The organism is Stagnimonas aquatica (genome assembly GCF_003730135.1).
In the GTDB taxonomy this organism is placed as follows: domain Bacteria; phylum Pseudomonadota; class Gammaproteobacteria; order Nevskiales; family Nevskiaceae; genus Stagnimonas; species Stagnimonas aquatica.
Window position 1 is genome coordinate 882,620 of sequence record NZ_RJVO01000001.1, and the last position, 24,818, is coordinate 907,437.

Consider the following 24,818-nt stretch of genomic DNA (forward strand, 5'->3'; position numbering starts at 1 on the left):
CGGCATCGGACACCGCGGCAAGCAGGCTTCAGGCAGACGCTCCGCGCTCTGCCACCACCGACCAGGGCTTGATCTTTGCCAGCGCTTTGCTCAGTGCACCGCGCGCGATCTCGGTTTCGTAATCGGCCTGCAGGCGCAGCCACCAGCCATCCGAGAGTCCGAAGAACCGGCACAGACGCAGATCGGTATCGGCGCTGATGCCACGGCGGCCGGCGATGATCTCGCCGATGCGCTGCGCGGGCACGCCGATTTCCTTCGCCAGCCGATAGTTGCTCAGGCCCAGCGGAATCAGAAACTCCTCGGCCAGCATTGCTCCGGGCGAGGTCGGCGGAATGCGCTTGCCGCCGGCAACCACCACGTCGCTGAAATCCAGCTTGCTCAGGTCTTCAATGCGAATGCTCATGGTCGGGTTCCTTTTTAGTGGTAGTCGACGATCTCAACGTCAAAAGCCGCGTCGTCTGTCCACACAAAGCACAGGCGCCACTGCTGACTGATGCGGATGCTGTGTTGCCCTAGCCGATCACCACTCAGGGCTTCCAGGTGGTTGGACGGCGGCACCCGCAAATCTTCCAGACGGCGCGCCAATTGCAGTTGCTCCAACTTGACCTTGACGCGCTTTCGGATCGGCGGCGGCAATGACCGGACCGGCAAGCCCAGAAACGCGGCAGCAGTCGCCTTGTCCTTGAAGGTCTTGATGGTCATTGCTGGATGATAACGTCTTGCGTTATTAACGCAACTCGTGATGCCAACGTTCTCCGACGGTGAGGGCCGCCAGACCCAGCGGGAGGGAAGCTCCCGTTGGCATGGGCAGACGCGCCGCGCGCTTCAGCGCTCGGAATTGGGCCGCAAGGGCTGCGGCGGCACCAAGGGGCCTTCCGGCGCGCCGTCCAGCCAGCGCCGCAGGTAGAGGTTGACCTGCAAAGGCTCGTAGAACTCCGAGCGGTCGAGGTCGGCGCGGCCGCCCAGGGTCCAGTGCGGACTCAGGCGGTATTCCAGCGCCGCCATCAGCGAGTAGCCGAAGCCACCACCGTCGCCGCCTTCGTACACCGCGCTATCGCCACTGGCGGCCAGGCGGGTGGCGGCGGCGGCTTGCAGATCGGGGCGGGTGGGGAAGAACAGCGAGTCGTCCTCCCGGGTGCGGGTCAGCGCCGCCACCGCCTGCACCTGCCAGCTCCACGCGCGGTGGCGGCCGCGCCAGTCCAGCGGCAGGCTCAGCGCGTTGCGCCGCTGCGGACTGTAGTAACCGCCCTGGCCGAAGCTGTAGTAGCGCAGGTTCTCGGCGTAGCGCTGGTGGCTGAGCGTGAGGCCGATGTAGAGCCGCTGGTCGTCGCGGTCGAGCAGCTCCCAGTCGCCGCCCAGGCGCAGGTTCCACTGGCGGTTGTCGGCGACCTGCTCGCCCCTGAGCAGGCTGTAGCCGCTGCTGATGAAGCCGCTCCAGCGCCGTTCGTAGCGCGCCAGCCGCAGGCCCAGGCCGTTGTCGCGCACGCCGCCCCAGACCTCGCCGCTGAGCGGATCGCGGGCGCCGGCGTAGGCCAGCAGGCTGCTGGTCAGCGGCCGGCGGTGGGCCTCGATGGCGTAGTCGAATTCGCCCCAGTCGCCGCCGTAGCGCAGGCCGCCGACCAGATCCTCCACCGGGAAGCCCAGCGGCGTGCTGCCGACATCGACGCTCCACGGCCCCTGGCGATAGCCGAGGCTGGGCGCCCAGCCCTCGACGCTCTGCGCGACACCGGCATAGCCGCTGGCGCTCGGCCCCACCGCCTGCAACTGGCCGTAGGGCGCGGCGGCCTCGAAGGCGGCCGGCAGGCGGCCGGCGTCCAGCGACACGGCGTCGAGCTGCGCCTCCAGCCGGCCGGCGCCCAGCGGGCCCTGATAGCGCAGCGGGATTTGCTGGCTGCGGTAGCGGGAGATGCCGGCGTCGCCGGGCTTGTCGAGCAGATCCAGCGCCAGCATCAGGCTGGACTCGCGCTGCGGCCGGGTGTCGTCGAGCAGCGCCTCGCGCGCCGACAGCAGCGCCGGCTGGCGCGGTGCCTCGCGCAGCGCGGAATCGAGGGTGGCGAAGGCAGCGGCGCTATCGCCGCCGGCCTGCTGGACCTGCGCCTGGCGGCGGGCGCGGCGGGCGATCAGCTCGGCGCGCTCCTCGGCGAAATCGGCGTCGGACAGGGGCTCGGCGCGCAGCCGCGCCAGCAGGGCGTCCAGCTCCGCCTCGGCGCCGGGCGCCTGCTCCTCGGCGGCGGCATCGAGCACGCCGCCCCAGGCCAGTAGCAGCTCGGGTGTTTCGCCCCGGGTCTCCAGGTAGGCGCGCATGGACTCGCGGCCGCGCTCGGGCTGGCCGGCGGCGATCCAGGCCTGCGCCACCTCGGCCTGCAGGCGCGGGTCCTCGCCGGCCAGCGCGGTGGCGCCTTCCAGCAAGGCCTCGCCACTCGGTCGGTCGCCGGCCAGCAGCAGGCTCTGGCCGGCCGCCAGCAAAGGCCGCATCTGCAAACGGCTTTGCAGACGCAGCACGCCCTCGCTGCGCTCGTTGGCGGGAATCCGCGCCAGCGCGGCCTGCGCCGCGCGTGGATCGACCCCCGCCAGCAGCAGGGCCTGGGCGTAGTCCATGTCGGCGCCGGGCGCGAGCCGCAGCCCCTCCGCCATCCGCGCCCGCGCGGCGTCGGTATCGCCCGCGCTCAGCTCCAGACGCGCCAGCCGGTAGCGCAGCCAGGGGTCTTCCGGCGCCAGGGCCAGCGCCTGTTCGGCAGCCTTGCGCGCGCCGGCCAGATCGCCCCGCGCCTGCGCCGCGCGCGCCTCGGTCTGCCAGGCCTCGATCCGCTCGGCGCGGGTGTCGGGCGGCGGCGGTGGCTCCCGCAGTTGCGCCGCCCACTGCAAGTCCAGGGGCGTCGGCGCCGTCACCGGCGCGGCACGCGGCGTCTCGTCGGGCGCACCCAGCCGCTGCGCCAGACCGCCGGATTCCGCTGCGACGACCGGCGCGGGCGCCGGCTCCGGGGGCAGGGGCGCGGGTGCAGGCGCGGCGGCAGACGCAAGGATGGGCGCGGCGGCCGCAGCGGGCGGCGGGGGCCTGATCGCGGCCGGCGGGGGTTTGACCGGCGCGACGGCGGGCTCCGGAGCCGCCTCCAGCGCGGCCAGCGCCGGCGTCCGTCCCTGCCAGCGCGCCTGCAAGGCCAGCATCTGCTGGTCGTCCGGCGCCAGCCGCAGATAGCGGGTCAGCATCTTCTGGTCGGCGGCGCTGCCGGGTTGCTCGCTGAGGCCGTCGCGCCAGAGGTCGAGCACCCGCCGCTGCGAGACATCCGGCCGGGCGCTGATCGCCTCCAGCCGCGCCAGACCGTCCGCCCGGGTCGCGGCACGGCCCAGGTAGTGGCGGGCGATGGCGATCTCGAACTCCGGTTCGCCGGGGTTCTCGCGCGCCAGCCGCAGCAAGCCGGCCAGGCCCTCGTCGCGGCGGCCATCGACGCGCGCCAGTGCCCGGTAGTACTCGATGCCCAGCAGGCCGCCGGGCGGGCCGTCGGGGAACAGTTCGCGCATCCCCTGCATGGCGGCGTCGATCTCGCCGGATTGCAGCAGGCGGCGGACATTGGCCATGCGCAGGCGATCCTGGGTGGCGATGCGCTGGGCGTCCTCCAGCTCGCGCACCCGACGGTCGTCGGGATGGCTGGCGCGCAGCTTTCGCAGTGCCTTGCCGGCGGCCTCGGTCTGGTTGGCTTCCAGCTCCAGCAGACCCAGTTGCAACAGGCCCTCCGGCTGGTCGGGAACCGCCACCAGCAGTTTGTTGAGCGCGGCACGGGCGAGGTCGGTGCGACCGTGCGCCTGCCAGGCGCGCGCCGAAGTCAGCAGTTCACCGACCGCGACATCGGCAGCCGCCAGCACCCCAGGCGAAGCCGACGCCAGGCCCAGCACCAGGCCCAGCGCCGCCGGCCAGCCGGGGCGCCTCATGTCGCCGCGATACGCCGGGCGGCGGCCCGCCGCAGGTAGCCATAGACGCCGGCGGCGGCCAGCAGGGCGGCGAGCAGCACTAGCACGACCACCAGCCAGGCGTGCAGCGAGAACTGCAACCACAGCCAGGTCAGCGGCGACAGCCGGCCAACCGCGTAGCCGCTGTTGCTGCTGAACACCTTGATCTCATTGCCGCGGATGACCGCCGTATCGCCACGGATGCGCGCCACCGAGCCCGGCGAAGCCAGGGCGGTCAGCGCCGCCTGCCGCGCCGGTTCGCTGTTGTAGAGCAGGGCGACGACGCTGCGGCCGCCGCGCAGCGGCGACTCGAAACCGACCAGGGCGGCGATGCCGCCGGCGCTCTCGGCGCTGACGCCGCCTTCGTTGGTGGCGGCGCTGCTGTCGTTCACCAGGCCGCGCCGGAACCACAGCCCGGCGCGCGCCAGGGGGCCGCTGCTGCGCGCCTCGCGCTCGATCACCGCCGGCAGGTTCTGCCGCCAGCGCGCCAGCAGCGGCTGGTCGCCGATCAGCAGCAGATCCTTGTCCTGGAGCCCTTCCAGCGCCTCGCCGCTGGCCAGCCGCAGGCGCAGGCCGGGCGCACCGCTGATGGCGCCCAGGCGGCCGAGCAACTGGAAGGCCGCTTCAAGATCGCCATCGCTGGCCGGGCTCGGCAGCAGCAGCGCGGTCTCGGCGAGATCGGCGTAGCGCGTGTAGGGATGGCCACCATTGGCAAACAGCCGCAGATTGGGCATCAGCGCGTAGTGGTCGAACCCGGACACGTCGATGGTCGAAGCCTCGGGGTCGAGCGAGGAGCGCACCAGGTCCAGCCCGGAATCGCGGCAGGGTCCGGGGCGGTGGTAGTCCACCCCGAACTGGAATTGCAGGTTGTTGTCGCTGCCGAGCAGGTAGGGCGGCACCCGCAGCACGCCGCTGTACTCGCCGGGCTCGCCCGGCTTGAGCCGGAACGAGCTGACGATCTGCTTGTTGGCGCTGATGGTGAGCATGGAGTTGTCGTCTTCCACCGGCGGCGTGTAGCGGTAGCTGAGCTGGAGCGGCACGCCGTGGCGGTTCCAGGTGAACAGGTCCGGCGCCACCCGCACCCGCAGGTTGATCGGGCCGGGGGCGTGGCCTTCCACCTGCAGGTCCTTGATGTCTTGCACCAGCTCGCCGAAGCGCACCGGGCGGTCGCCGGGCAGCCAGCGCGGCGCGTCGTTGAGCGGCCGTCGCGCCGGCAGCGGCGCCGCCTTGACCGTGGCCACCGGGCCGCTGAGCAGCGCCGAACCGAGCACCAGGCCGTTCACCGCCTGCTGCAACTGCTCGGCGTCACGCCCCTGCACCACCAGCAGCAGGCCGTAGGGATCGGCGGGGTTGCGCAGCAGGCGCAAGCTCGGCTGCTGCACCAATGGCAGTTCCAGCCCGGAGGGACGCGCCTCGTTGGTGGCGAACAGCAGGGCGTGGCCGGGCGGCAGGCGGTCGCGCAGCACCGGGAACTCGGCGCCGCGATAGTCGGCCAGGGCGCCGAACCAGGTGGCGGCGACCGCCGCCGCCTGCAACACCGGCAGCGAGGGCGTGGCCGGGAACACGAAGGGCAGCCGCAGGCGCTCGCGGTCGCGCTCGTCGAAGAAGGGCGCCGGCAGGCGCGCCAGATCGGGGCTCGGCTCCAGTGCTTGCAGGCTCAGCAGCAACTCGCTGGCGCCATTGATCGAGGCCCAGAGGCTGCTGTGCAGCGGGTCTTCGCAGCCGGTGGTGTAGTGGCCGATGAGCTGGATGTTGAGCTGGTTGTAGTCGGTGAAGAACTCGCTGGGCAGCGCGATCTCGCTGGTCTGCTCGGCGCCATTGGCCTCGCGCGGCAGCGGCACCGTCGCCACCACCACGCCATTGAGCTGCACCCGCAGGTGCGACAGCTCCGGCAGCAGCGCCGGCGAATAGCTGTAGCGCAGCCGCAGCCGCGCCTGCCGCACGGTCTGGTCCAGGCGCAGGCCGAAGTCCCAGCTCTGCTGGCCTTCGACGCCCTTGATGACTTCCGCCGGATTGCCACCCAGCTCGCTGAGCAGCAACCGGCGCTCCAGCACCGGCGCTGGCGTGACGGCGGCGGTCTCGGCCGGCGCCGCTTCGGCCAGGGAAGGAGACGCCGCGACCGCCCTGGCGGACCCGGCCAGCAACGCCAGCGCCGACAGCAGCACCAAGCGGCGCCTCATGCGCCGTCCTGCCACGACTCGGCCATCCAGACCTCTGAGCGACTCATCCTGACTCCCCCGCTGTCACCGCAGATCGTTCGCACACCCTGCGTTCCGCAGCCTAGCGCACCAGACCGGGCGGCGGGTACGGGCCAAGACTTACCGCGCCGGTTAGGCTTGCCGATAACCGGCCAACGAATCCCCCATGCGCATCCTGGTCTACAGCGCCCACAGCCATGATCGCCGCGATCTGCTCGCGGCCAACCAGCGCCACGGTCATGCGCTGGATTTCACCGAGGCGCGCCTGGGGCCGGAAACCCTGCGCCTGGCCGCCGGCTATCCGGCGATCTGCACCTTCGTCAACGATCCGCTCGACGCCGACACGCTGGCGCGACTGCAAGCCGGCGGCACCGGCCTGATCCTGCTGCGCTGCGCCGGCTACAACCAGGTGGACGTGGCCGTCGCCGAACGTCTGGGCCTGACCGTGCTGCGGGTGCCGGCCTACTCGCCGCACGCGGTCGCCGAACACACGGTCGGCCTGCTCCTGACGCTCAACCGCCACCTGCACCGCGCCTACAACCGCACCCGCGAGAACGACTTCCGGCTCGAAGGCCTGGAGGGCTTCGATCTGGTCGGCAAGACCGTCGGCGTGATCGGCGCCGGCCGCATCGGCACGGTGTTCGCGCGGATCATGCGCGGCTTCGGTTGCCGGGTGCTGATCCACGATCCGCTCGGGGTACCACCGGCCCTGCTCGCCGAGGGCATGATCGCCAGCGCGCTCGATGACCTGCTGGCGGAGAGCGACGTGGTCTCGCTGCACTGCCCGCTGACGCCGGCCACCCATCATCTGATCGGTGCCGCCGCGCTGGCGCGCATGAAGCCGGGCGTGATGCTGATCAACACCAGCCGTGGCGCCCTGCTCGATACCGCGCTGGTGATCGAGGCGCTGAAGTCCGGCCGCATCGGCGCGCTGGGACTGGATGTCTACGAACAGGAAGGCGATCTGTTCTTCGAGGATCTGTCGTCGAGCATCGTCACCGACGACGTGTTCCAGCGCCTGCTGACCTTCCCCAACGTAGTGGTCACCGGCCACCAGGCCTTCTTCACCCGCGAGGCGCTGGCCGCCATCGCCGAGACCACGCTGAGCAATGCCGACGACTATCTCGCCGGCCGCGCCGCCGGTAGCGGCAACCGGGTGGACTCCTCGCTGCTGCGGCCGGCGCCGGTTTGAGGCTTGGGGCCCAAGGCTAGAAGCCACCTCCGTCGCGCAGCCAGCACAGCAGCGCGAAAGCCAGACCGGCAAAGTAGAGGCTGCCGAAGATGCGCTGGTTGTTGCGCGCCAGCCAGAGCGGAAGATAGATGTCGAAGTTGGCGCGGCGGTCCTCGGTGTAGCGTGCCGCCAGCGCGGTGAGCGGGCAGCTCAGGCGGTTGAAGACCAGCACCAGCACTTCCAGTGCGACCGCGCCGGCCAGCAGCGCCGCCAGGCGATGCGCGCCGAGCCAGGCCGCGAACGGCAGCGCCAGCACGCAGCCGGCGAAGAAGACCCAGACCAGCGTGTGCGCCAGCTTGATGGCGCGCAGCCTGGCGTCGGCGTTCATGCGCCCGCCACCGCCCGCTGCAACAGCAGCAGGCGCAGATCGAATTCGATCTGGTGATAGTCCGGCAGCAGGTGCTCGCAGAGCTGGTAGAAGGCCTTGTTGTGCTCGCGCTCGCGCAGGTGCGCCAGTTCGTGCACCACCACCATTTCCAGAAACTCCGGCGCCAGGGTCTTGAACAGGCTGGCGATGCGGATCTCGGCCTTGGCCTTGAGCCGGCCGCCCTGCACCCGCGAGATGCTGGTGTGCAGGCCGAGCACGTTCTGGATCACGTCCATCTTGTTCTGCCAGAGCACCTTGTGTACCGGCGGCGTGCTGTGCAGCTGCGCCTGCTTGATGCCCTGCACGTAGTCGTAGAGCGCGGCGTCGCCCTGGATCGCGTGCTTGCCGGGATACTTGCGCGCCAGGTGCTCGGCCAGGCGGTCTTCCAGCAGCAGGCCGCGCACCTGCGCCTGCACCCGCTCGGGATAGGCACCGAGGTAGTTGCGCAGCTGCCGGTCGAGCAGCGCCGGGTCGGGCCCGGTGCTCACCGTTTCAACCGCCGGTGGCGGCGCGCACGCGGATGCGCAGGCCGTTGCAGACCACCTGCTGGCCGGCGCGGATCTTGGCGGTCTTGCGCGACTCCGGCTGGCCATCGACCGTGACCAAGCCTTCCGCCACCAGGGCCTTGCCGGCGCCGCCGCTGTCGCAGAGGCCAGCCAGCTTCAGCAGCTGGTTGAGTTCGATGTAGTCGGCGTCGAGGTCGAAGTGAATGCTGGTCATGGCGGCGCGGGCCCGATGGCGCGGAGCGCGGCAGTATGCGGCCGGACCCCGGGCAGCGACACCGGCCGGGGCGGGATTCAGCGCGGGCGCCGACGCGGCTTGGCGGCCGGCGCGGTGTCGAATCCGGCTTTCAGTTGCTGCAAGGCTGCGGTGACCAGCTCGGGCAGGCTCAGCGGCACCTCGCTGGCGCTCCAGTGGTAGACGCAGGTGGTGCTCACCGCCAGGGTCGAGGCCGCCAGCCAGCGCGGGCGCAGATCGCCGTCGGCAAGCGCCTCGTAGCGGCCGGCGATGGCAGTGGCGATCGCCTGTTCGTAGCTGGCCTGGTAGTCCAGCGCCTTGGCGCGCAGGCTGGGCGAGGTGAGCAGCATGGTCGCCAGCAGCCGGATCAGCTTGCTCTGCCGCTCGAAGTCGGCGCCAAGGCGGTGGAAGCTCCAGATCAGCGCGTCCACCGGCCCAAGCTCGGCTGGCGCCTCGCCGAGAGTCGCGACCAGCTCCTTCAGCCGGTTTTCGTAGAAGCCGACCACCACCGCCGACTCCTTGGAGTCGAAGTAGCGGAAGAAGGTGGCGCGCCCGACCTGCGCCAGGGTGGCGACGTCGTCGGCCGTGAAGCTGCCGAGCCCGCGCTCGACCGCCAGGCTCATCGCCGAGGCGGCGATCTCCTGACGAACGCGCAGCTTGTTGCGGCTGCGCAGCGGCGCGGGCTGGGTAGGCTCAGTTTTCGACATTGATACATCGTCTCATTTGAGACACAGTATCCCAAGAGGAGCGCGTCCGGAACCCGGGTCCGCGTGATTTCGACCATGGCGGACGCGGCGGGGGAGTGTGACGTGAGGCGCAAGCAGGCGGCGGTAGTGCTGGGTGGAATGCTGTTGTTGCTCGCGCTGGCGGCTTGCCAGCGGGCGGCGGAGGCGCCCGCCGAAACCGGCGCCGCGCTGACTGCGGAGCTGGTGACCGCGACCCGCGAAGACTGGCCGGATCGGCTGTCCGCCAGCGGCGAAGTCGCCGCCTGGCAGGAGGCCAGCATCGGCACCGAGGTCGGCGGCCTGCGCCTGGAAGAGGTGCTGGTCAACGTCGGCGAGCCGGTGCGCAAGGGCCAGCTGCTGGCGCGCTACAACGAAGATCTGTTGCGCGCCGACCTGGCGCGCTACACCGCGATGGTCGCCGAGGCCGAGGCGCGCGAAGCGCAGGCGCGCGCCGACGTGGAACGCGCCGAGCGCATGCAGGGCAGCGGCGCCTTCTCCCAGCAGGCGATCCAGGGTCTGCATACCCAGGCGGCGGCGGCGACGGCGGCGGTGGCCTCGGCCAAGGCCCAGCGCGACGCCCAGGCGCTGAGGCTGCGCTATGCCCGGGTGCTGGCACCCGACGACGGCGTGATTTCCGCCCGCATCGCCACCGTCGGCGCGGTCAGCATGGTCGGCGCCGAGCTGTTCCGGCTGATCAAGCAGAACCGCCTGGAGTGGCGCGCCGAGGTGCCGGCGGCGGCGCTGACGCGCCTGGCACCGGGCGCAACGGTCCAGATCCAGCGCCTCGACGGCGGTCTGATCGAAGGCCGGCTGCGGCAGCTGTCGCCGGTGGTCGACAGCGGCACCCGCAACGGCCTGGCCTATGTCGATCTGCCGGCCGGTAGCGGCCTGGCCGCCGGCATGTACCTGTCCGGGCAGTTCGAGCTGCCCGGGCGCGCGGCGCTGGCACTGCCGGAGTCGGCGCTGGTGCGGCGCGACGGCAACAGTTACCTGATGAAGGTCGATGCCCAGAACCGCGTGCAGGAGATCAAGGTGCAGACCGGCCGGCGCCACCGGCAGTCCATCGAGATTCTCAGCCCGCTCGACGCCGGCGACCGCTACGTGAAATCCGGCGGCGCCATGCTCAGCGTCGGCGATCGGGTGCAGGTGATCGGCGAGGCGCCGGCGCCGTGAACCTCTCCACCTGGGCGATCCGCCGCCCGACGCCGTCGATCCTGCTGTTCGTGATGCTCACCGTCGCCGGGCTGATCGCCTTTCGTGGGCTCGGCATCCAGGGCTTTCCCGACATAGACTTCCCGACCGTGATGGTCGAAGCACGGTTGCCCGGCGCGCCGCCGAGCCAACTCGAGAACGAAGTCGCGCGCCCCATCGAGGACGCCGTCGCCAGCATCGCCGGGCTCAACCACGTCACCAGCCGCATCACCGACGGCGCGGTGACGATGGTGGTCGAGTTCGACTTCGATACCCGCTCGCAGAACGCGATGATCGACGTGCGCGATGCCATCAACCGCATCCGCGCCAACCTGCCGGCCGATCTCGAGGAGCCCATCGTCACCCGCGTGCAGGCCTCCGGCATGCCGGTACTCACCTTCGCGGTGCGCGCGCCGGGGCTGGACGCCACCGACCTGTCCTGGCTGGTGGAGGACCGCATCACCAAGAAGCTGCTGTCGGTGAAGGGCGTCGCCCAGGTCAATCCGCAGGGCGGCAGCCGCCGCGAGGTGCGCATCGAGCTGGACCCGGTGCGGCTGCAGGCGCTGCGCGTCACCGCCGGCGAGATCAGCCAGCAGTTGCGCAACATGCAGCAGGAGGCGCCCGGTGGCCGGGGCGATCTCGGTGGGCTGGAACAGTCAGTGCGCTTGCAGGGCACGGTCGCCAGCGCCGAGGAGCTGGCCCAGCTCTCGCTGCCGCTCGCCGATGGCCGCCGCATCCGCCTCGGCGATGTCGCCCGCGTGCTCGACACCGAGGCCGAGGCACGCGAGCTGACCCTGCTCGACGGCCAGCCGGTGGTCGGATTCCAGGTGCTGCGCGGCCGTGGCTTCGACGAAGTGGGCGTCTCGCGCGGCGTGCGCGCGGCGGTGCAGGACCTGATGCGCGCCGATCCGCGCATCGAGATCATCGAGGTCGCCAACATCGTCGATGCCAGCGAGGCCGACTACGACTCCTCGATGCGGGCGATGTACGAGGGCGCGATCCTTGCCGTGCTGGTGGTCTGGCTGTTCCTGCGCGACTGGCGCGCCACCCTGGTGTCGGCGGTGGCGCTGCCGCTGTCGATCATCCCGACCTTCCTGGTCATGGCGGTGCTCGACTACAACCTCAACCTCATCACCCTGCTGGCGCTGACGCTGGTGATCGGCATCCTGGTTGACGACGCCATCGTCGAAGTCGAAAACATCATGCGCCACCTGCGCATGGGCAAGACTCCGCTGGAGGCGGCGCGCGAGGCCGCCGACGAAATCGGTCTGGCGGTGATCGCCACCTCGCTGACCCTGGTGGCGGTGTTCCTGCCCACCGCCTTCGTCGGCGGGCTCACCGGCGCCTTCTTCCAGCAGTTCGGCTGGACCGCCTCGGTGGCGGTGCTGTTCTCGCTGCTGGTGGCGCGGCTGCTGACGCCGATGATGGCGGCCTACCTGCTCAAGCCGCCGACCCACGAGGAGACCGACGGACCGCTGATGCGCCGCTACCTGGCCAGCGTGCGCTGGTGCCTGGAGCATCCCTGGACCACCTCGGCGGGCGCCGCCGCCTTCTTCGCCGGCTCGATCTTCCTGATCAGCCTGCTGTCCTCCGACTTCATCGCACCGAAGAACATCTCCACCCTGATGGTGACCCTGCAAGGCCCGCCGGGGAACACGCTGGAGGACACCCGCGCGCTCAGCGAACGCGCGCGCGCGGTGCTCGCCGAGCAGCCGGAGATCGAGCAGGTGTATGCCGCCATCGGCGTGCCCATCGTCGGCGGCGACCAGCGCGACATGCTGCCGGGCGCGGTGCGCAATGCGCAGCTGATGGCCAAGCTCAAGCCGCATGCCAACCGCGACCGCACGCGGGCGGAGATGGAAGACGCCATTCGCCGCGCGCTCGCCGTGGTGCCGGGCGTGCGCATCAGCATGGGTCAGGGCGCGCCCGGCGAGAAGCTGAATCTCTCCTTCGCCTCGGAGGACCCCGAACTGCTGCGCAGGACCGCACGCGCGGTGGAGTCCGAGCTGCGGCAGTTGCAGGGCATCGGCGCGGTGAATGGCTCGATCAGCCTGGCGCGGCCGGAGATCATCATCCGCCCCGACTTCGCGGGCGCCGCCGCGCTCGGCATCACCTCCGCCGCCATCGCCCAGACGGTGCGGGTGGCGACCACCGGCGACTTCGACTTCAACCTGCCGCGCCTGAACCTGCCCGACCGCCAGGTCTACGTGCGCGTGCAGCTCGACCCCGCTGCACGCCAGGACCCGGACAGCATCGGCCAGCTACGGGTACGCAGCGCCCGTGGCGAGGCGGTGCCGCTCGCCAACATCGCCGACATCGAGGTCAGCGACGGCCCGGCGCAGATCGACCGCTACGACCGCTACCGCAATGCCCGCGTCTCGGTGGACCTGCAAGGCCGGCCGATGGGCGATGTGGTGAAGGAAGCCTACGCGCTGCCCGCGCTCAAGAACCTGCCCGCCGGTGTCTGGCCGGTAATCTCCGGCGAGCTGGAGAACATGCAGGACATGCAGGCCGGCTTCCTGCTGGCGATGCTCGCCGGCATCTTCTGCGTGTACGCGGTGATGGTGCTGCTGTTCGGCGACTTCGGCCAGCCGATCACCGTGCTCACCGCGCTGCCGCTGGCCGCCGGCGGCGCGCTGGGGCTGCTCTGGGTGTTCAACATGAGTCTGTCGATGGCGGCGCTGATCGGCCTCCTGATGCTGATCGGCATCGTCACCAAGAACTCCATCCTGCTGGTGGAGTACGCGATCATGGCCCGCCGCGACCTGGGCATGAACCGCACCGAGGCGCTGATCGACGCCTGCCACAAGCGCGCGCGCCCGATCATCATGACCACCGTCGCGATGGCCGCCGGCATGGCGCCCATCGCGATCGGCCTGGAAGGCGACCGCAGCTTCCGCTCGCCGATGGCGGTGGTGGTGATCGGCGGGCTGGTCACCTCTACCGTGCTGAGCCTGTTGGTGGTGCCGGTGGTGTTCGAGCTGGTCGATGACTTCAGGCAGCGCTTGTTGCGCGGCCTGGGCAGGCCGCACCGTGGTTCCATCGAGCGCAGCTAGCGCGCCGGCGCCGCCTCACTCCCGGGGCGGGGTCTGCTTGGCCTCGAAGGGGTAGGCGCTGGTGACCTTGCCCTTGGGCGGCACCAGCACCGACAGCAGCATGGTCAGGCTGAGGATGGCTGCGGTGATCGACAGCGACCACACCACCGGGATCTTGTAGAGGTCGATGATCAGCATCTTGGCGCCGATGAAGGTCAGCACCAGGGCCAGGCCGTAGCTCAGCAGGTGGAAGCGCTCGTGCACGCCGGCGAGCAGGAAGTACATCGCCCGCAGGCCCAGGATCGCGAACACGTTGGAAGTGAGCACGATGAAGGGGTCGGTGGTGATCGCGAAGATGGCGGGGATGGAATCGACCGCAAAGACCAGATCGACGATGCCGATCAGCACGATGACGATGGCCAGCGGCGTGGCCATGCGTACTCCCTGGACGACCGTGAAGAAGCGTTCGCCATCGTAGTCCGGAGCGATCTTCACCTTGCGGCGCAGCCACTGCAGCGCCGGGTTGGAGTCGAGGTCCGGCTCCTTGCCGGCGGCCCACCACATCTTGACGCCGGTGAACACCAGGAAGGCGCCGAACAGGTACAGCACCCAGTGGAACTGGGCGATCAGCCAGGCGCCGATCAGGATCATCAGCGCGCGCAGCACCAGGGCACCCAGCACCCCGAACATCAGCACCCGCTTCTGGTATTCGGCGGGCACCGCGAAGTAGGTGAACAGCATCAGGAACACGAAGATGTTATCGACCGCCAGCGCCTTCTCGATCAGGTAGCCGGTGACGAATTCGAGAGCCTTGGCGTTGGCGACGGCCTCGGTCGCCGGGTCGCCGCTGCGGCCGCCGAGCTGCCACCAAAGCCAGCCGACGAAGGCGAATGAGACGGCCACCCAGATCAATGACCAGACCCCGGCTTCGCGCATCGACACCTTGTGGGCGCCCTGACGGTTGAGGGCGAAGAAGTCCAGCGCCAGCGCGACGAGGACGAAGACGGTGAAGAGGGCCCACAGGCTGGGCGTTCCGATGCTGCTCATGGCTGGGTTACCGGTCAGTGTTTTTCTTGGGTGGCAAGACAGTCGATCAGCGCGAGCAAGCCGCCGGAGAAGACCAGGGCCCCGTACGGGCCCAGCCTCCTGGCCAGCTGCCCACCGCGATAGGCGGAGAGGTTGACGAGGGACTTCAGCAGCTCGATGCCGAAGATCGCGCCGATGCAAGCGATCGGCTTGATCTGGAAATCGGAGAAGCTGCCATTCCCCATCCAGTCCGGGCGGTCTTCGTGGCGGCCGGAGCCTCGCCTGCGGCCCCGCCCGAACCACGACTCCCGACCAGCCGTCTCCGACCGGCCTGGCTCGGGAAAGTTTCGCCGCAGGCCGTCGGCCAAAGCACGGGGCCGGGGCAGTGACCAGCCCCCCGCCACCCGCTGGCGCTGGCGCTGCCTGGCCTGAGCCACGCAGCTCAAGCCCGGAACAGCGCCTCCAGATCCGCCCCGGCCAGCGCCCGCCACTGGCCGCTGGGCAGATCGCCCAGCGACAGGCCGCCGATCCGCTCGCGGTGCAGGGCGCTCACATGATTGCCCTGCGATGCGAACATGCGCCGCACCTGGTGGTAGCGACCCTCGGTGAGCACCAGGCGCGCGCGGCGCGGGCCGAGGGTTTCCATCGCCACCGGCGCCAGCGGCGTGGTCTCCGAGTCCAGCATCAGGCGGCCGCTGGCGAAGACGGCGGCTTCGTCGCCGCGCAGATCCTGCGCCAGCTCGGCGACATAGACCTTGCCAAGTGCCGACTTGGGCGAAACGATCCGGTGCAGCAGGGCACCGTCGTCGGTCATCAGCAGCAGGCCGCTGGTGTCGCGGTCGAGCCGGCCGACGGTCGCCAGCAGCGGCGCGCGCAGACGGAAGCGCGGCGGCAGCAGCTCGTAGACCAGCGCGCCGCGATCCTTGGTGGAACAGGTGTAGCCGGTGGGTTTGTGCAGCATCAGCGTCAGCCCGGCCGGCGGGTCCAGCGGCGCACCGTCGATGCGGATAGCGTCGTGTGCGACCTGGTCGTCGGCATACAGCACCTCGCCGGCGGCGTCGGTGATGCGGCCCTCGCGGAACATCGCCTGCACCTCGCGGCGGCTGCCGTAGCCGAGATTGGCAATCAACCGGACCAGCCTCATGCCGGGCGCCTCGGTTGCTTGGCCTCGATCACCTTGAATGCGCCCTCCTGGGCGACGCTGCGAACCTCGGCGAAGCATTGCTCCAGCTCGCGCTCGTAGGGCAGATGGCGGTTGGCCACCATCCAGAAACGCCCGCCCGGCATCAGCGACTGCGCCGCGACGGCGATGAAGCGGCGGCCGATGTCGGGTCTATCCTCGCCGCCTTGGGCGTGGAAGGGCGGATTGCTGAGGAGGGTGTCGTAGCGATGCGGCAGGCCGGTGGTGACGTCGTGCCAGTGGAAGCCCAGCGGCAGGCGCGCGTCCTTCAGGTTGATGCGCGCCAGCGCCAGCGCGCGGGACTGCGCTTCGTAGAGGTCGATGGCGGTGATACGCGGGCAGCGTGCCAGCAACTCCGCGCTGAGATAGCCGTAACCGGCACCGAGATCGGCGGCGCGACCCGAAAGATCCGCCGGCAAATGGGCGGCCAGCAACGCCGAGGCGGCGTCGATGCGGTCCCAGGCGAACACGCCGGGCCGGCTCAGGAAGCGGCCGTCGAGGATCGGCCGGGGCGCGTCCAGCGCCAGCCATTCCTGCATCAGCGCGGCATCGGCCGGATCTTGCAGGGGCGCAGTCCAGAACACCCGGCACTTGCGCTTGGATTGCTGCGCCACCGGGCCGGCAAGACGGCCAAGATCGTCGGCTCCGGTGCGCGCGCCCTCGTCGTTGCGCAGGCAGGCCAGCACCCGACCGCCCGGCGCGCAACGCGCCACCGCCTGCGCGAGCAGGGCGCGCGCTTCCTGGCGCTGGCGTGGCGGCAGTACCAGCACCAGCGGATAGCGGCGCGCAGGGTCGAGCGCGTCGAGCGAGACCGTTTCCAAGCCGGCGCGCGCCAGCGCATCGGCGGCCGGCTTGAACTCCTGCTCGCAGACCAGCCCCGGACGCGGCGCCTGCCGCAGCTCGGCACCATCGCGCGCACGCAGGAACAGCGCCCCGCCCTCGGCCGGCCAGTGCAGCAAGCCCTCGTTCAGCGGCTGAAACAGGGTGGCCAGCGCGTCGTCAGGACGCATCGGATTGGGTGCGGAGGAGGCTCATGGAGCGGATTGTCCCAGATCAGTCCGGCCTGGGTTCGAGGCCGTCACCGTTCCGCCGGTGCGAGGCCTCGATCAAAACGCCGCGCCTTGCTCTGCCGGTCGCCCGCCGTGTCACTTCAGATCGGTGCTGCCCCCAAGAAGCGCGGCCCGGAGTGGCAGCGGCTTCGCCATGCGTCGGACCCAGCCCGCTGCACATTTCCAGAGCCTTCAGCGTTGAGCCTGGTCAGCCGCGCCAGGGGCGTGGCCGGCGGCTCTTGTCCCGATGGCCGAAAGGCTCTGGGCGCCGGGTCCAGCGACTCGATTCGCGCTGCGCGCGCGCAGTTGCCCGCAGCCGCCCTCGACATCCTGTCCTGCCGATTGGCGCAGCTTGGTGAGTACGCCGCGCCGATGCAGCTCCCGCGCCATCTCGCGGGCCCGCTCCCAGGTCGGCCGTCGAAACGGCAGCTCGTCAATCGCGTTGAACGGAATGAGGTTGAGTACGGCGTAGCGGCCCTTGAGGAGTCGGACGATTCCGTCGAGCTCGGCCGGGCCGTCGTTGATGCCTTCGAGCAGCGTCCACTGATACTGGATCGGGTAGCCGGTGCGACGGGCGTAGTCGTCGCCCATCGCCACCAAGTTCTCCGGAGTGATGCGCGGTGCGCGCGGCAGCAGCTGTTCGCGCAGGGCGGCATCGGTCGTGTGCAGCGACAGGGCCAGTGCCGGCTTCACCGTGCTCTTCGGTAAGCGTTCAAAGACCCGCAGGTCGCCCACGGTGGAGAACACCAGGTTCTTGTGGCCGATGGCTCCGCCGGTGCCGAGCAGGTCGATCGCCTCCAGCACCGCGTCGAGATTGTGCGCGGGCTCGCCCATGCCCATGAACACCACCCTCCGCACCGGCCGGCGTTGGCGCCCGAGCACCACCTGGGCGACGATCTCGGCACTCCCGATCTGCCGGATCAAACCGCTGCGGCCGGTCATGCAGAACACGCAGCCCACCGCACAGCCGACCTGGGTGGAGACGCACAGCCCCTCGCGCGGGAGCAGCACGCTCTCGATGGTCTGGCCGTCCCGCAGCCCGAGGAGGAGCCGCTCGGATCCGTCCTGACTCGGATGCACCGAGCGCAGGGCCACCAGGGCCGCCAGATCAGCCTTCAGTTGCGGCAGGATGGTGCGAAGCGCCCGCGGCAAGAACTCCTCGGGCTTGCGCCTGCTGGGGAATGTCTCGCCCTGCGACCACTCCCGCAGCAGGTACTGCTCGTGGATCGGGGCGGCGCCGGCGGTACGGAGACGTTCGCGAATCTCGGCGATGTGCATGGCTGCCGCGTGCAGTTGGAAGGGCGAGGAGGGCGATGGTTGATCCGGGCGCATGCCGGTCATCGTGGACCGCAGACGGGCGCGTAGCAGGCCGCTTTAGCGCCAGCCTCCAAAGGTTTGGAGACCGCTCGGCGACCGGCCCTGGTCTGCGCGGCGAGCATGCCATACCGACAATGCCGGCGGCAGCAACGCCGGCGCGGCGCGCTACCCGGCCCTGCGGCAGGAACGGTCCGCCGCCTCGGAGTGGGGCGGATGAAGGCGCCAGTGCCGGGCATGTAAGATGCGGGCCGGCCCACGCGCTGTGCAGGTCACCCATGTCGCTGTTCTCGCGCTTTTTTCGCAAAGCGCCTTCGTCTTCGCGAGTTCCCTCCCCGCTGCCTTCGGCGGCCCCCTCTGACCAGTCGGTGGCGAAAGCGAGCGCAGAAAGTCGCGCCCTGACTGCCGCAGCCGAGGAGCAAGCCCTGCAGTCGGCCCTGGACGCCGGTGATGTGCAGGCGGTGGCCCGGATGGTGACCGCAGGGGGCTCGACCAAGCTGCGCCAGGCCGCAGCGCAGGCGATCAACGATCTGGACCTGTTGCGGCAGCTGATCCGCGAGGTGCGCGGCGGCAACGATAACAACGTCTACAAGATCCTGGCCGCCAAGCGCGATGCCCTGCTTGAGCAGGCTCGCAAGCAGGAACAGTTGCGCGCGGAGCTTGTCCTCGCCTCGGAGGCGGTCGAGCGCCACAGCCAACGCCCTTACGACGCCCTGTATGCCGAGCGTCTCGATCAGGTCGAGCGCCGCTGGAATGCGATAGCCGAGCAGGCCGATCCGGCACTGCGCGACCGCGTCCAGCAAGCGCTCGCACGCGCGCAGGGCACCCTGGCGGAACATCGGCGTGCGCTTGCAGCCCAGGCCTTGCGCGCCCAGGCCGAGGCCGAAGCGGCAGCGGTGGCAGAGCAGCAGCGTGAACGGCAGGCGCAAGCCGAGGCTGCTGCCGAGGCCGAGCAGGCACGCGCCCTGGCAGAGCAGCGGCGCGCGCTGGCCGAGACACAGCAGGCCGAGCGGCAGGCGGCCCAGCAGATCGGCGAATTGATCCGCAAGGCACGCGCCGCCCTCGGCGAGGGCAACACCTCCCGCGCGGCCAGCATCCGCCGCACCATCGGCGAACAGCTGGCGGGAGTTTCACCGCTGCCGGACAGCCTCGCCCGCCCGCTGCAGCAGCTCGACAAGCAGCTCGAGGAGCTGAAGGACTGGAAGAGCTTCTCGGTGGCACCGAAGCGCTCCGAGTTGATTGCGGAAATGCAGCTGCTGCTCGAAGCGAGCCTGGATCCGCTGGCGCTCGCGGAGCGGATCAAGAGCCTGCAGGACGAATGGAGAACGCTGGCGAAGGGCGTTGGCGCAGAGTTCGAGGCGGATTGGCAGCGCTTTCAGGAGGCGGCCCAGAAGGCCTACGAGCCCTGCAAGGCCTACTTTGCCGCCCAGGCGCTGGTCCGCCAGGAAAACCTGCAGCGGCGTGACGCCTTGGTCGCCCGGTTTGCAGCCTTTGAGGCGGAGCAGGACTGGGCGCAGCCGGACTGGCGCGCGGTCATCAACGCGCTGCGCGAGCTGAAGCAGGAGTGGCGCCGGTACTCGGACGTGGATGCCCAGGCCGCCCGCAAGCAGCAGTCGACATTCTCGGCCCTCACCGCCCGCCTGCAAGACCGGCTCGACGGCGAGTACGCCCGCAACCGGGCGCTGAAGGAATCGCTGATCGAGCGTGCTCGACAGCTGTCGTCGAACGAAGACGGCCGCCAGGCGATTGATGCGATCAAGGCATTGCAACAGCAGTGGCGGACCGTGGGACTGCTGCCTCGCGAGCTGGATCAGCGGCTCTGGGAAGAGTTCCGCCAGCACTGTGATGCCGTGTTTCAGAAGCGCCAGCAGGACTTTGCCGCCCACACGGCCGGGCTGGAGGCCAACAGGGCACAGGCCGTGGATCTGTGCGAGCAGGTCGAACAGATCGCGGCTCTCGAAGGGGCCGAGTTGCTGGCGCGCGCCGCAGCGCTGGGCGAGTTGCGCGCCGCGTTCGAGACGCTTGGCGAGTTGCCACGCGCTGACACGCGCGAGCTTCGCAACCGCTTTGATCGCGCTCTGGAGCGCTGCGGAAAGTCGCTTGCCCGCCAGCAGGCCCGCGCCGCCGAGCAGACTTGGACGGATCTGTTTGTCGCCGCCGACCATGCTCGCGCCTACCGGCTCGCGGTCGCCCAGGGTCTGGACCAGGCGCAGGCCGACGCACTGAAGCAGGCCGCCGAGGCCTGTATCGCCTCCATCCCGCGCTGGCCTAAAGGCGGCCTGGATGCCATCCGCCAGGCACTCGCCGACGAGCCCTGCACCGATCTCGCAGCGAACGAGATGGCGCTGAAGCAGCTCTGCATCCGCGCCGAAATTCTGACCGAGATGCCGACGCCGGCCGAGGATCAGGCTTTGCGGCGCGAGTACCAGCTACAGCGGCTGGTGAAGGGCATGGGTCAGCGCCTGCAGGCAGACCAGACCAATCTGGACGCGATGGCGCTGGCCTGGATCGGCGTCGGTCCGGTCGAAGCGACGACCTACGCGCCACTGCTGCAAAGGTTCCTGGCCTGCCGCAGGCGGGGCGTCGAGCGGTCCGCTTAAGCCCCGAAAATCCGGGCGGGGCAGCGATGGTCAAGGCTGCTGGCCCGGCAACCGCCGGAGTCTTTAGTCCAGCCCTGCGAGGATCTGGCTCATGCGCTTGCCGGTCGCGGATTTCTTCAAGGCGAAGATGATGGCCTTGCTGAGCGCCTCCTCCGAAAACTTCGGGTGCGCCAGGTCGGTCTCGCAGGCAAGCGGGCCGACAAACGATTCCCAGTCTTTGCCGACCCACCAGTCGCAGTCCTCGGCGCGGATGTGGTCGTCGACCTGCTTGGACACGAAGCGCTGCGTCTTCGAATCAAACGACACGTCTTCATTGATGCCGGTGACGATGTAACGGACGACCGCCCCTGCATAGGCAGCGCAAAACGACTCGTGGATACTTTTTTCGGTTTTCATCCCGGCATTTTCTCAGGTCTCCGCCCGAAAGTGCGGCCGCATTCCGGTCGCCTGCCCAGGGCCGTCATCAGCTAGTGGGGCGGTTTCCCTCTCAGGCAGTCCGGGCCGCAGATGATCAGGCCTCGGAATGACAATCCGTTGCTTGTCAGTAACTCGGTTGCTCCGACACGGGTCTGCCGCCTTCGCGCAGATGGTCCCGACACTGCTCAGTCCGGCACGGACGGCAACACACGGAGCCCACTTTCCGGATTTGTGGGCGAGCGGGTAGGACGCTGATGCGTCATCGCAAAGCGGTGACCCTTTGCTTTTTGGTGCCCACCAACTTGGGCACCAAACCGGACCGCTAGATCGTTGATTTTGGTGCGCCCGACAGGATTCGAACCTGTGACCCTTGCCTTCGGAGGGCAATACTCTATCCAGCTGAGCTACGGGCGCTGACGCGGCGGATTATACGTGCTGGTCCGCGCGCCGTCAGATTCGCGGCAGCGGGGCGACGGCTACTCGAACCAGGCTTCCACCCGGTTGCGGCCTTCGCGCTTGGCGCGGTAGAGCGCGGCATCGGCATTGCGCAGCAGCTCGCGCAGGTCGCGGATGTCCGGGTTGAGCGCGGCCAGGCCGATGCTGACGGTGAGCCCGAACTGGGTGCCGTCGGCGGTGCGCACCGGGCTTTCCATCAGACGCAGGCGCAGGCGTTGCAGCATCTCGTAGGCCGGCTCCTTGTTGGCGCGCGGCAGCAGGATCGCCAGCTCCTCGCCGCCGATGCGGCCGACCAGGTCGATCTTGCGGGTCATTTCCTGGCAGACCCCGGCGAAGGTGATCAGCGCGAGATCGCCCGCATCGTGGCCATGGGTATCGTTGACCCGCTTGAAGAAATCCAGATCGAGCAGCGCCACCGACAAGGGGTCGTTGAAGCGGCGGGCACGCTCGATCTCGAGCGTGGCCATCTCGGTGAAGTGGCCGCGGTTGGCCAGCCCGGTCAAGGCATCGCGGGTGGCGCGCTGGTAGAGCGCCGCCTCGCGCTCCTTCTGGGCGGTGATGTCGCTGAACACCTCGACGTAGGCGAGCAGGCGACCGCTGTCGTCACGGATCGCGTCCAGCGTGCACAGCGCGGTCAGGGACTCGCCATTCTTCTTGCGCCGCGCCTGTTCGTCGCGGTGGTGGCGGTTGGCGCGGACGAACTCCAGGGTGCGCTGCGGCACGCGCTCGGCGACCGCCGCGCCGGTGAACAGCATCTGGAACGGCTGACCCAGCACCTCGGCCGCGTCATAGCCGGTGAGGTTGCTGGCGCCCCGGTTCCAGCTCTGGATCAGGCCTTGCTCGTCGAGCAGGTAGATGCCGAACTCCGAGACCTCCTGCACCGCCTGGGCGTAGCTCTGCGGATCCAGCCGCGCCAGTTCCTCGTAGTGACGAGGGTCAAAAGCGCCGTGGCGCGTTGGGGGGCTGTCGGACATACGGTTCCGGCTCTCGCTGACTCGCCGCTGGACGGCCAAACCATCCTAGCCCAAACCCGGGAACCCCATGCCACGCGGTATCGCCAAGAGCCAGTTGCCCAGCAAAATCTGCCTGCACTGCGGCCGGCCCATGGTCTGGCGCCGGAAGTGGGAGAAAGTCTGGGAACAGCTGCGCTACTGCTCCGAAGCTTGCCGGGCAGGCCGCCATCCCGGGCGTCCGGGAGGCGCGGCATGAGCCTGCGTCGCCTGGTGGTGGTGCTGGGCGACCAGCTGGACGCCGCCAGCGCCGCCTTCGACGGCTTCGATCCGACGCAGGACGCGGTATGGATGTGCGAAGCGCGCGCCGAGGCCGAGTACGTGTGGAGCCACAAGGCGCGCATCGCGCTGTTCCTCGCCGCCATGCGTCATTTCCGCGACAGCCTGCGCGCTCGCGGCTGGACCGTGCACTACCGACAGAACCGCCTACATGCCGCCACCAGCCTCGGCGAGGCCCTGAAGGCCGATATCGGTCGCCTGCGTCCGCGCGCGCTGTGCATGGTGGAAGCCGGCGAGTGGCGGCTGGCGCAGGCACTGACGCAGCTGGCGGAACGGTTGGGGCTGCCGTTGCAGCTGCGCGAGGACCGGCACTTCCTGCTGCCGCGAGCAGAGTTCGAGACCTGGATGCAGGGACGCCGGCAGCCACGCCTGGAGCACTTCTACCGCTGGATGCGTCAGCGCAGCGGGGTGCTGATGGAGGACGGCGAGCCGGCCGGCGGGCAGTGGAATTACGATCACGACAACCGCGAGTCCTTCGGCGCCGAGGGGCCGAAGGGTCTGCCGGCGGCGCCCCGGTTTCCGCCAGACGCGCTGACCCGCGAGGTGCTGGACGAGGTGGCGCAGGACTACACCGCGCACCCTGGCTCGCTGGCGGCGTTCGACTGGCCGGTGACCCGCGAGGAGGCGCTGGAAGCGCTGGACCACTTCATCGACAAGCGCCTGTCCGGCTTCGGCCCCTGGCAGGACGCAATCTGGGTCGGCGAGCCGCGCCTATGGCACTCGCTGCTGGCGCCGGCGCTCAACCTCAAGCTGCTGAACCCGGCCGAGGTCTGCGCGGCGGCGGAAGCCGCCTGGCGTCGCGGCGAGGCGCCGCTGGCCAGCGTCGAGGGCTTCATCCGCCAGATCCTCGGCTGGCGCGAATACGTGCGCGGCCTCTACTGGCATCGGATGCCGGCCTATCTGGACGACAACGCGCTGGCGGCAGACCAACCGCTGCCCGCCTTCTACTGGACCGGCGTCACCGACTACGCCTGTCTCGCCGACGCCATCGGGCAGACCCTGCAACTCGGCTATGCCCACCACATCCAGCGGCTGATGGTGACCGGCCTGTTCGCCCTGCTGCTGGGCGTGCGGCCGCGCGCGGTGCACGAATGGTATCTGGCGGTGTACGTCGATGCGGTGGAGTGGGTGGAGCTGCCGAATGTCATCGGCATGAGCCAGTACGCCGATGGCGGCCTGATGGCGAGCAAGCCGTATATCGCCAGCGGCAAGTACATCCAGCGCATGAGCAATGCCTGCGCCAGCTGCCGCTACGACCCGGCGCTGGCAACCGGGCCGCGCGCCTGCCCGTTTACCACCCTGTACTGGGATTTTCTCGACCGCCACCAGGAGCGCTTCCAGTCGCACCCGCGACTGCGGCCGCAGTTTCTCAACCTGCAACGCAAGGCGCCCGGCGAACGCGAGGCCTTGCGCCGGGAAGCGGTGCTGCTGCGCGGCCGGCTCGCGGCCGCCGCCGCCACCGGACCGGCCGCCACGGAGCCTTAGTCGAACAGGCGTTGCCAGCCCGGGTAGCCGAGCTGACGCAGGGTCGCGATGTTGCGCGCCGGCACCGACTCGATGTCGGGGAAGCTCGCCACCGCCTGCTCGATGCTGGCCTCGCGCAGCAGGTGCAGGCAGGGGTAGGGCGAGCGGTTGCTGCAGTTCTCGACATCGCCGGGGGCGGTTCCGTCGAACTGGTAGTCGGGGTGAAAGCTGGCGATCTGGATCTCGCCCTCCAGCTCCAGCGCCGCCACCGCCGCATCGGCGGTGTCGAGGAAGTCGTTGTAGTCGTAGAAGTCCTGCAGCACCTGCGGATGCACCAGCAGGCTGGTTTCGCGCTCGGCCGGGTCGGCGTCGCGCAGGTCTTCCAGCTCGCGGGCGAGGTCTTCGAGCAGTTCTTCAGGCGTGGTCGCGGCGCTCACCGCGATGTGCACCCGCTGCTTCACGTGGGCGGCTTTGGCGAAGGGGCAGAGGTTGAGGCCGATCACCGCGCGCTCCAGCCAGAGGCGGGTGGCGGCGATGACGGAGTCGTCGTCGGGGATGGGGGGATTCATGGCGGCAGTGTGCGGGCGCGGGCG

General features: G+C 69.9%; 22 protein-coding genes and 1 tRNA gene. 6 read left to right on the forward strand and 17 right to left on the reverse strand.

Going from position 1 to position 24,818, the window contains the following annotated elements; translation table 11 throughout:
* Positions 1-28: 28 nt before the first annotated feature.
* The 4 genes from ED208_RS03825 to bcsB form a co-directional block, all read right to left on the reverse strand.
* On the reverse strand, positions 29-403 hold the full coding sequence (locus tag ED208_RS03825) for a HigA family addiction module antitoxin (RefSeq protein ID WP_123210516.1): 375 nt from the start codon (positions 401-403) through the stop codon (positions 29-31).
* 14 nt (positions 404-417) lie between these two features.
* The gene (locus ED208_RS03830) at positions 418-702 is read right to left on the reverse strand and encodes a type II toxin-antitoxin system RelE/ParE family toxin (RefSeq protein ID WP_123210517.1); all 285 of its coding nucleotides are present in this window, start codon (positions 700-702) and stop codon (positions 418-420) included.
* Between the two features lie 123 nt (positions 703-825).
* On the reverse strand, positions 826-3,927 hold the full coding sequence (locus tag ED208_RS03835; protein ID WP_123210518.1) for a cellulose biosynthesis protein BcsC: 3,102 nt from the start codon (positions 3,925-3,927) through the stop codon (positions 826-828).
* The gene (bcsB, locus tag ED208_RS03840; RefSeq protein WP_123210519.1) at positions 3,924-6,125 is read right to left on the reverse strand and encodes a cellulose biosynthesis cyclic di-GMP-binding regulatory protein BcsB; all 2,202 of its coding nucleotides are present in this window, start codon (positions 6,123-6,125) and stop codon (positions 3,924-3,926) included. The genes ED208_RS03835 and bcsB overlap by 4 nt, the downstream gene beginning before the upstream one ends.
* 184 nt (positions 6,126-6,309) lie before the next feature.
* Here bcsB and ED208_RS03845 point away from each other — a divergent pair, with 184 nt between their 5' ends.
* Entirely contained in the window at positions 6,310-7,335 is a 1,026-nt protein-coding gene (locus tag ED208_RS03845; protein WP_123210520.1) for a 2-hydroxyacid dehydrogenase, read from the forward strand.
* A gap of 16 nt (positions 7,336-7,351) precedes the next feature.
* Here the strand turns inward: ED208_RS03845 and ED208_RS03850 are convergent, their stop codons facing one another.
* The 4 genes from ED208_RS03850 to ED208_RS03865 form a co-directional block, all read right to left on the reverse strand.
* A complete protein-coding gene (locus tag ED208_RS03850; RefSeq protein ID WP_123210521.1) occupies positions 7,352-7,702 on the reverse strand; it encodes a hypothetical protein in 351 nt (116 codons plus the stop codon).
* Complete coding sequence (locus ED208_RS03855) at positions 7,699-8,229, reverse strand: M48 family metallopeptidase (RefSeq protein ID WP_233574762.1); 531 nt, start codon at positions 8,227-8,229, stop codon at positions 7,699-7,701. The genes ED208_RS03850 and ED208_RS03855 overlap by 4 nt, the downstream gene beginning before the upstream one ends.
* A gap of 4 nt (positions 8,230-8,233) precedes the next feature.
* A complete protein-coding gene (locus ED208_RS03860; protein WP_123210523.1) occupies positions 8,234-8,461 on the reverse strand; it encodes an RNA-binding S4 domain-containing protein in 228 nt (75 codons plus the stop codon).
* Positions 8,462-8,538: 77 nt separating this feature from the next.
* Complete coding sequence (locus tag ED208_RS03865) at positions 8,539-9,186, reverse strand: acyl-CoA-like ligand-binding transcription factor (RefSeq protein ID WP_123210524.1); 648 nt, start codon at positions 9,184-9,186, stop codon at positions 8,539-8,541.
* 102 nt (positions 9,187-9,288) lie between these two features.
* Between ED208_RS03865 and ED208_RS03870 the strand changes: the two genes are divergently transcribed.
* Both ED208_RS03870 and ED208_RS03875 read left to right on the forward strand, forming a co-directional pair.
* The gene (locus tag ED208_RS03870; RefSeq protein WP_123210525.1) at positions 9,289-10,377 is read left to right on the forward strand and encodes an efflux RND transporter periplasmic adaptor subunit; all 1,089 of its coding nucleotides are present in this window, start codon (positions 9,289-9,291) and stop codon (positions 10,375-10,377) included.
* On the forward strand, positions 10,374-13,451 hold the full coding sequence (locus ED208_RS03875; RefSeq protein WP_123210526.1) for an efflux RND transporter permease subunit: 3,078 nt from the start codon (positions 10,374-10,376) through the stop codon (positions 13,449-13,451). The genes ED208_RS03870 and ED208_RS03875 overlap by 4 nt, the downstream gene beginning before the upstream one ends.
* A gap of 15 nt (positions 13,452-13,466) precedes the next feature.
* Here the strand turns inward: ED208_RS03875 and ED208_RS03880 are convergent, their stop codons facing one another.
* The 5 genes from ED208_RS03880 to ED208_RS03900 all read right to left on the reverse strand — a co-directional run bounded on the left by ED208_RS03880 (position 13,467) and on the right by ED208_RS03900 (position 17,963).
* A complete protein-coding gene (locus ED208_RS03880) occupies positions 13,467-14,477 on the reverse strand; it encodes a TerC family protein (RefSeq protein ID WP_123210527.1) in 1,011 nt (336 codons plus the stop codon).
* A 14-nt stretch (positions 14,478-14,491) separates the two neighbouring features.
* Positions 14,492-14,824 carry a hypothetical protein gene (locus ED208_RS16985; protein WP_148044677.1) on the reverse strand — a complete coding sequence of 111 codons (333 nt, stop codon included), beginning with the start codon at positions 14,822-14,824 and terminating at the stop codon, positions 14,492-14,494.
* 74 nt (positions 14,825-14,898) lie between these two features.
* On the reverse strand, positions 14,899-15,600 hold the full coding sequence (locus ED208_RS03890) for a pseudouridine synthase (protein ID WP_123210529.1): 702 nt from the start codon (positions 15,598-15,600) through the stop codon (positions 14,899-14,901).
* On the reverse strand, positions 15,597-16,646 hold the full coding sequence (locus ED208_RS03895) for a class I SAM-dependent methyltransferase (RefSeq protein WP_123210530.1): 1,050 nt from the start codon (positions 16,644-16,646) through the stop codon (positions 15,597-15,599). Before ED208_RS03895 ends, ED208_RS03890 begins: the two co-directional genes overlap by 4 nt.
* A gap of 231 nt (positions 16,647-16,877) precedes the next feature.
* Positions 16,878-17,963 (reverse strand): RNA methyltransferase, encoded by a 1,086-nt coding sequence (locus ED208_RS03900; protein WP_123210699.1) that lies wholly within the window; start codon positions 17,961-17,963, stop codon positions 16,878-16,880.
* 314 nt (positions 17,964-18,277) lie between these two features.
* On the opposite strand from ED208_RS03900, the gene ED208_RS03905 reads away from it, so the two are divergent.
* Positions 18,278-20,599, forward strand: coding sequence for a DUF349 domain-containing protein (locus tag ED208_RS03905; protein ID WP_158608419.1), 2,322 nt, complete (start codon positions 18,278-18,280; stop codon positions 20,597-20,599).
* Positions 20,600-20,662: 63 nt separating this feature from the next.
* On the opposite strand, the gene ED208_RS03910 is transcribed toward ED208_RS03905, so the two are convergent.
* The 3 genes from ED208_RS03910 to ED208_RS03920 form a co-directional block, all read right to left on the reverse strand.
* Positions 20,663-20,995, reverse strand: a complete 333-nt coding sequence (locus ED208_RS03910) for a hypothetical protein (RefSeq protein ID WP_123210532.1) — start codon at positions 20,993-20,995, stop codon at positions 20,663-20,665.
* 358 nt (positions 20,996-21,353) lie between these two features.
* A tRNA-Arg gene (locus tag ED208_RS03915) sits at positions 21,354-21,430 on the reverse strand.
* A gap of 62 nt (positions 21,431-21,492) precedes the next feature.
* Positions 21,493-22,446 (reverse strand): sensor domain-containing diguanylate cyclase, encoded by a 954-nt coding sequence (locus tag ED208_RS03920; RefSeq protein ID WP_123210533.1) that lies wholly within the window; start codon positions 22,444-22,446, stop codon positions 21,493-21,495.
* A gap of 67 nt (positions 22,447-22,513) precedes the next feature.
* Here ED208_RS03920 and ED208_RS17775 point away from each other — a divergent pair, with 67 nt between their 5' ends.
* Complete coding sequence (locus ED208_RS17775; protein ID WP_123210534.1) at positions 22,514-22,681, forward strand: DUF2256 domain-containing protein; 168 nt, start codon at positions 22,514-22,516, stop codon at positions 22,679-22,681.
* Positions 22,678-24,246 (forward strand): cryptochrome/photolyase family protein, encoded by a 1,569-nt coding sequence (locus tag ED208_RS03930; protein WP_123210535.1) that lies wholly within the window; start codon positions 22,678-22,680, stop codon positions 24,244-24,246. Before ED208_RS17775 ends, ED208_RS03930 begins: the two co-directional genes overlap by 4 nt.
* Here ED208_RS03930 and ED208_RS03935 read toward each other — a convergent pair.
* Positions 24,243-24,794 carry a DUF1415 domain-containing protein gene (locus ED208_RS03935; protein WP_123210536.1) on the reverse strand — a complete coding sequence of 184 codons (552 nt, stop codon included), beginning with the start codon at positions 24,792-24,794 and terminating at the stop codon, positions 24,243-24,245. The genes ED208_RS03930 and ED208_RS03935 overlap by 4 nt on opposite strands.
* Between the last annotated feature and the right edge of the window lie 24 nt (positions 24,795-24,818).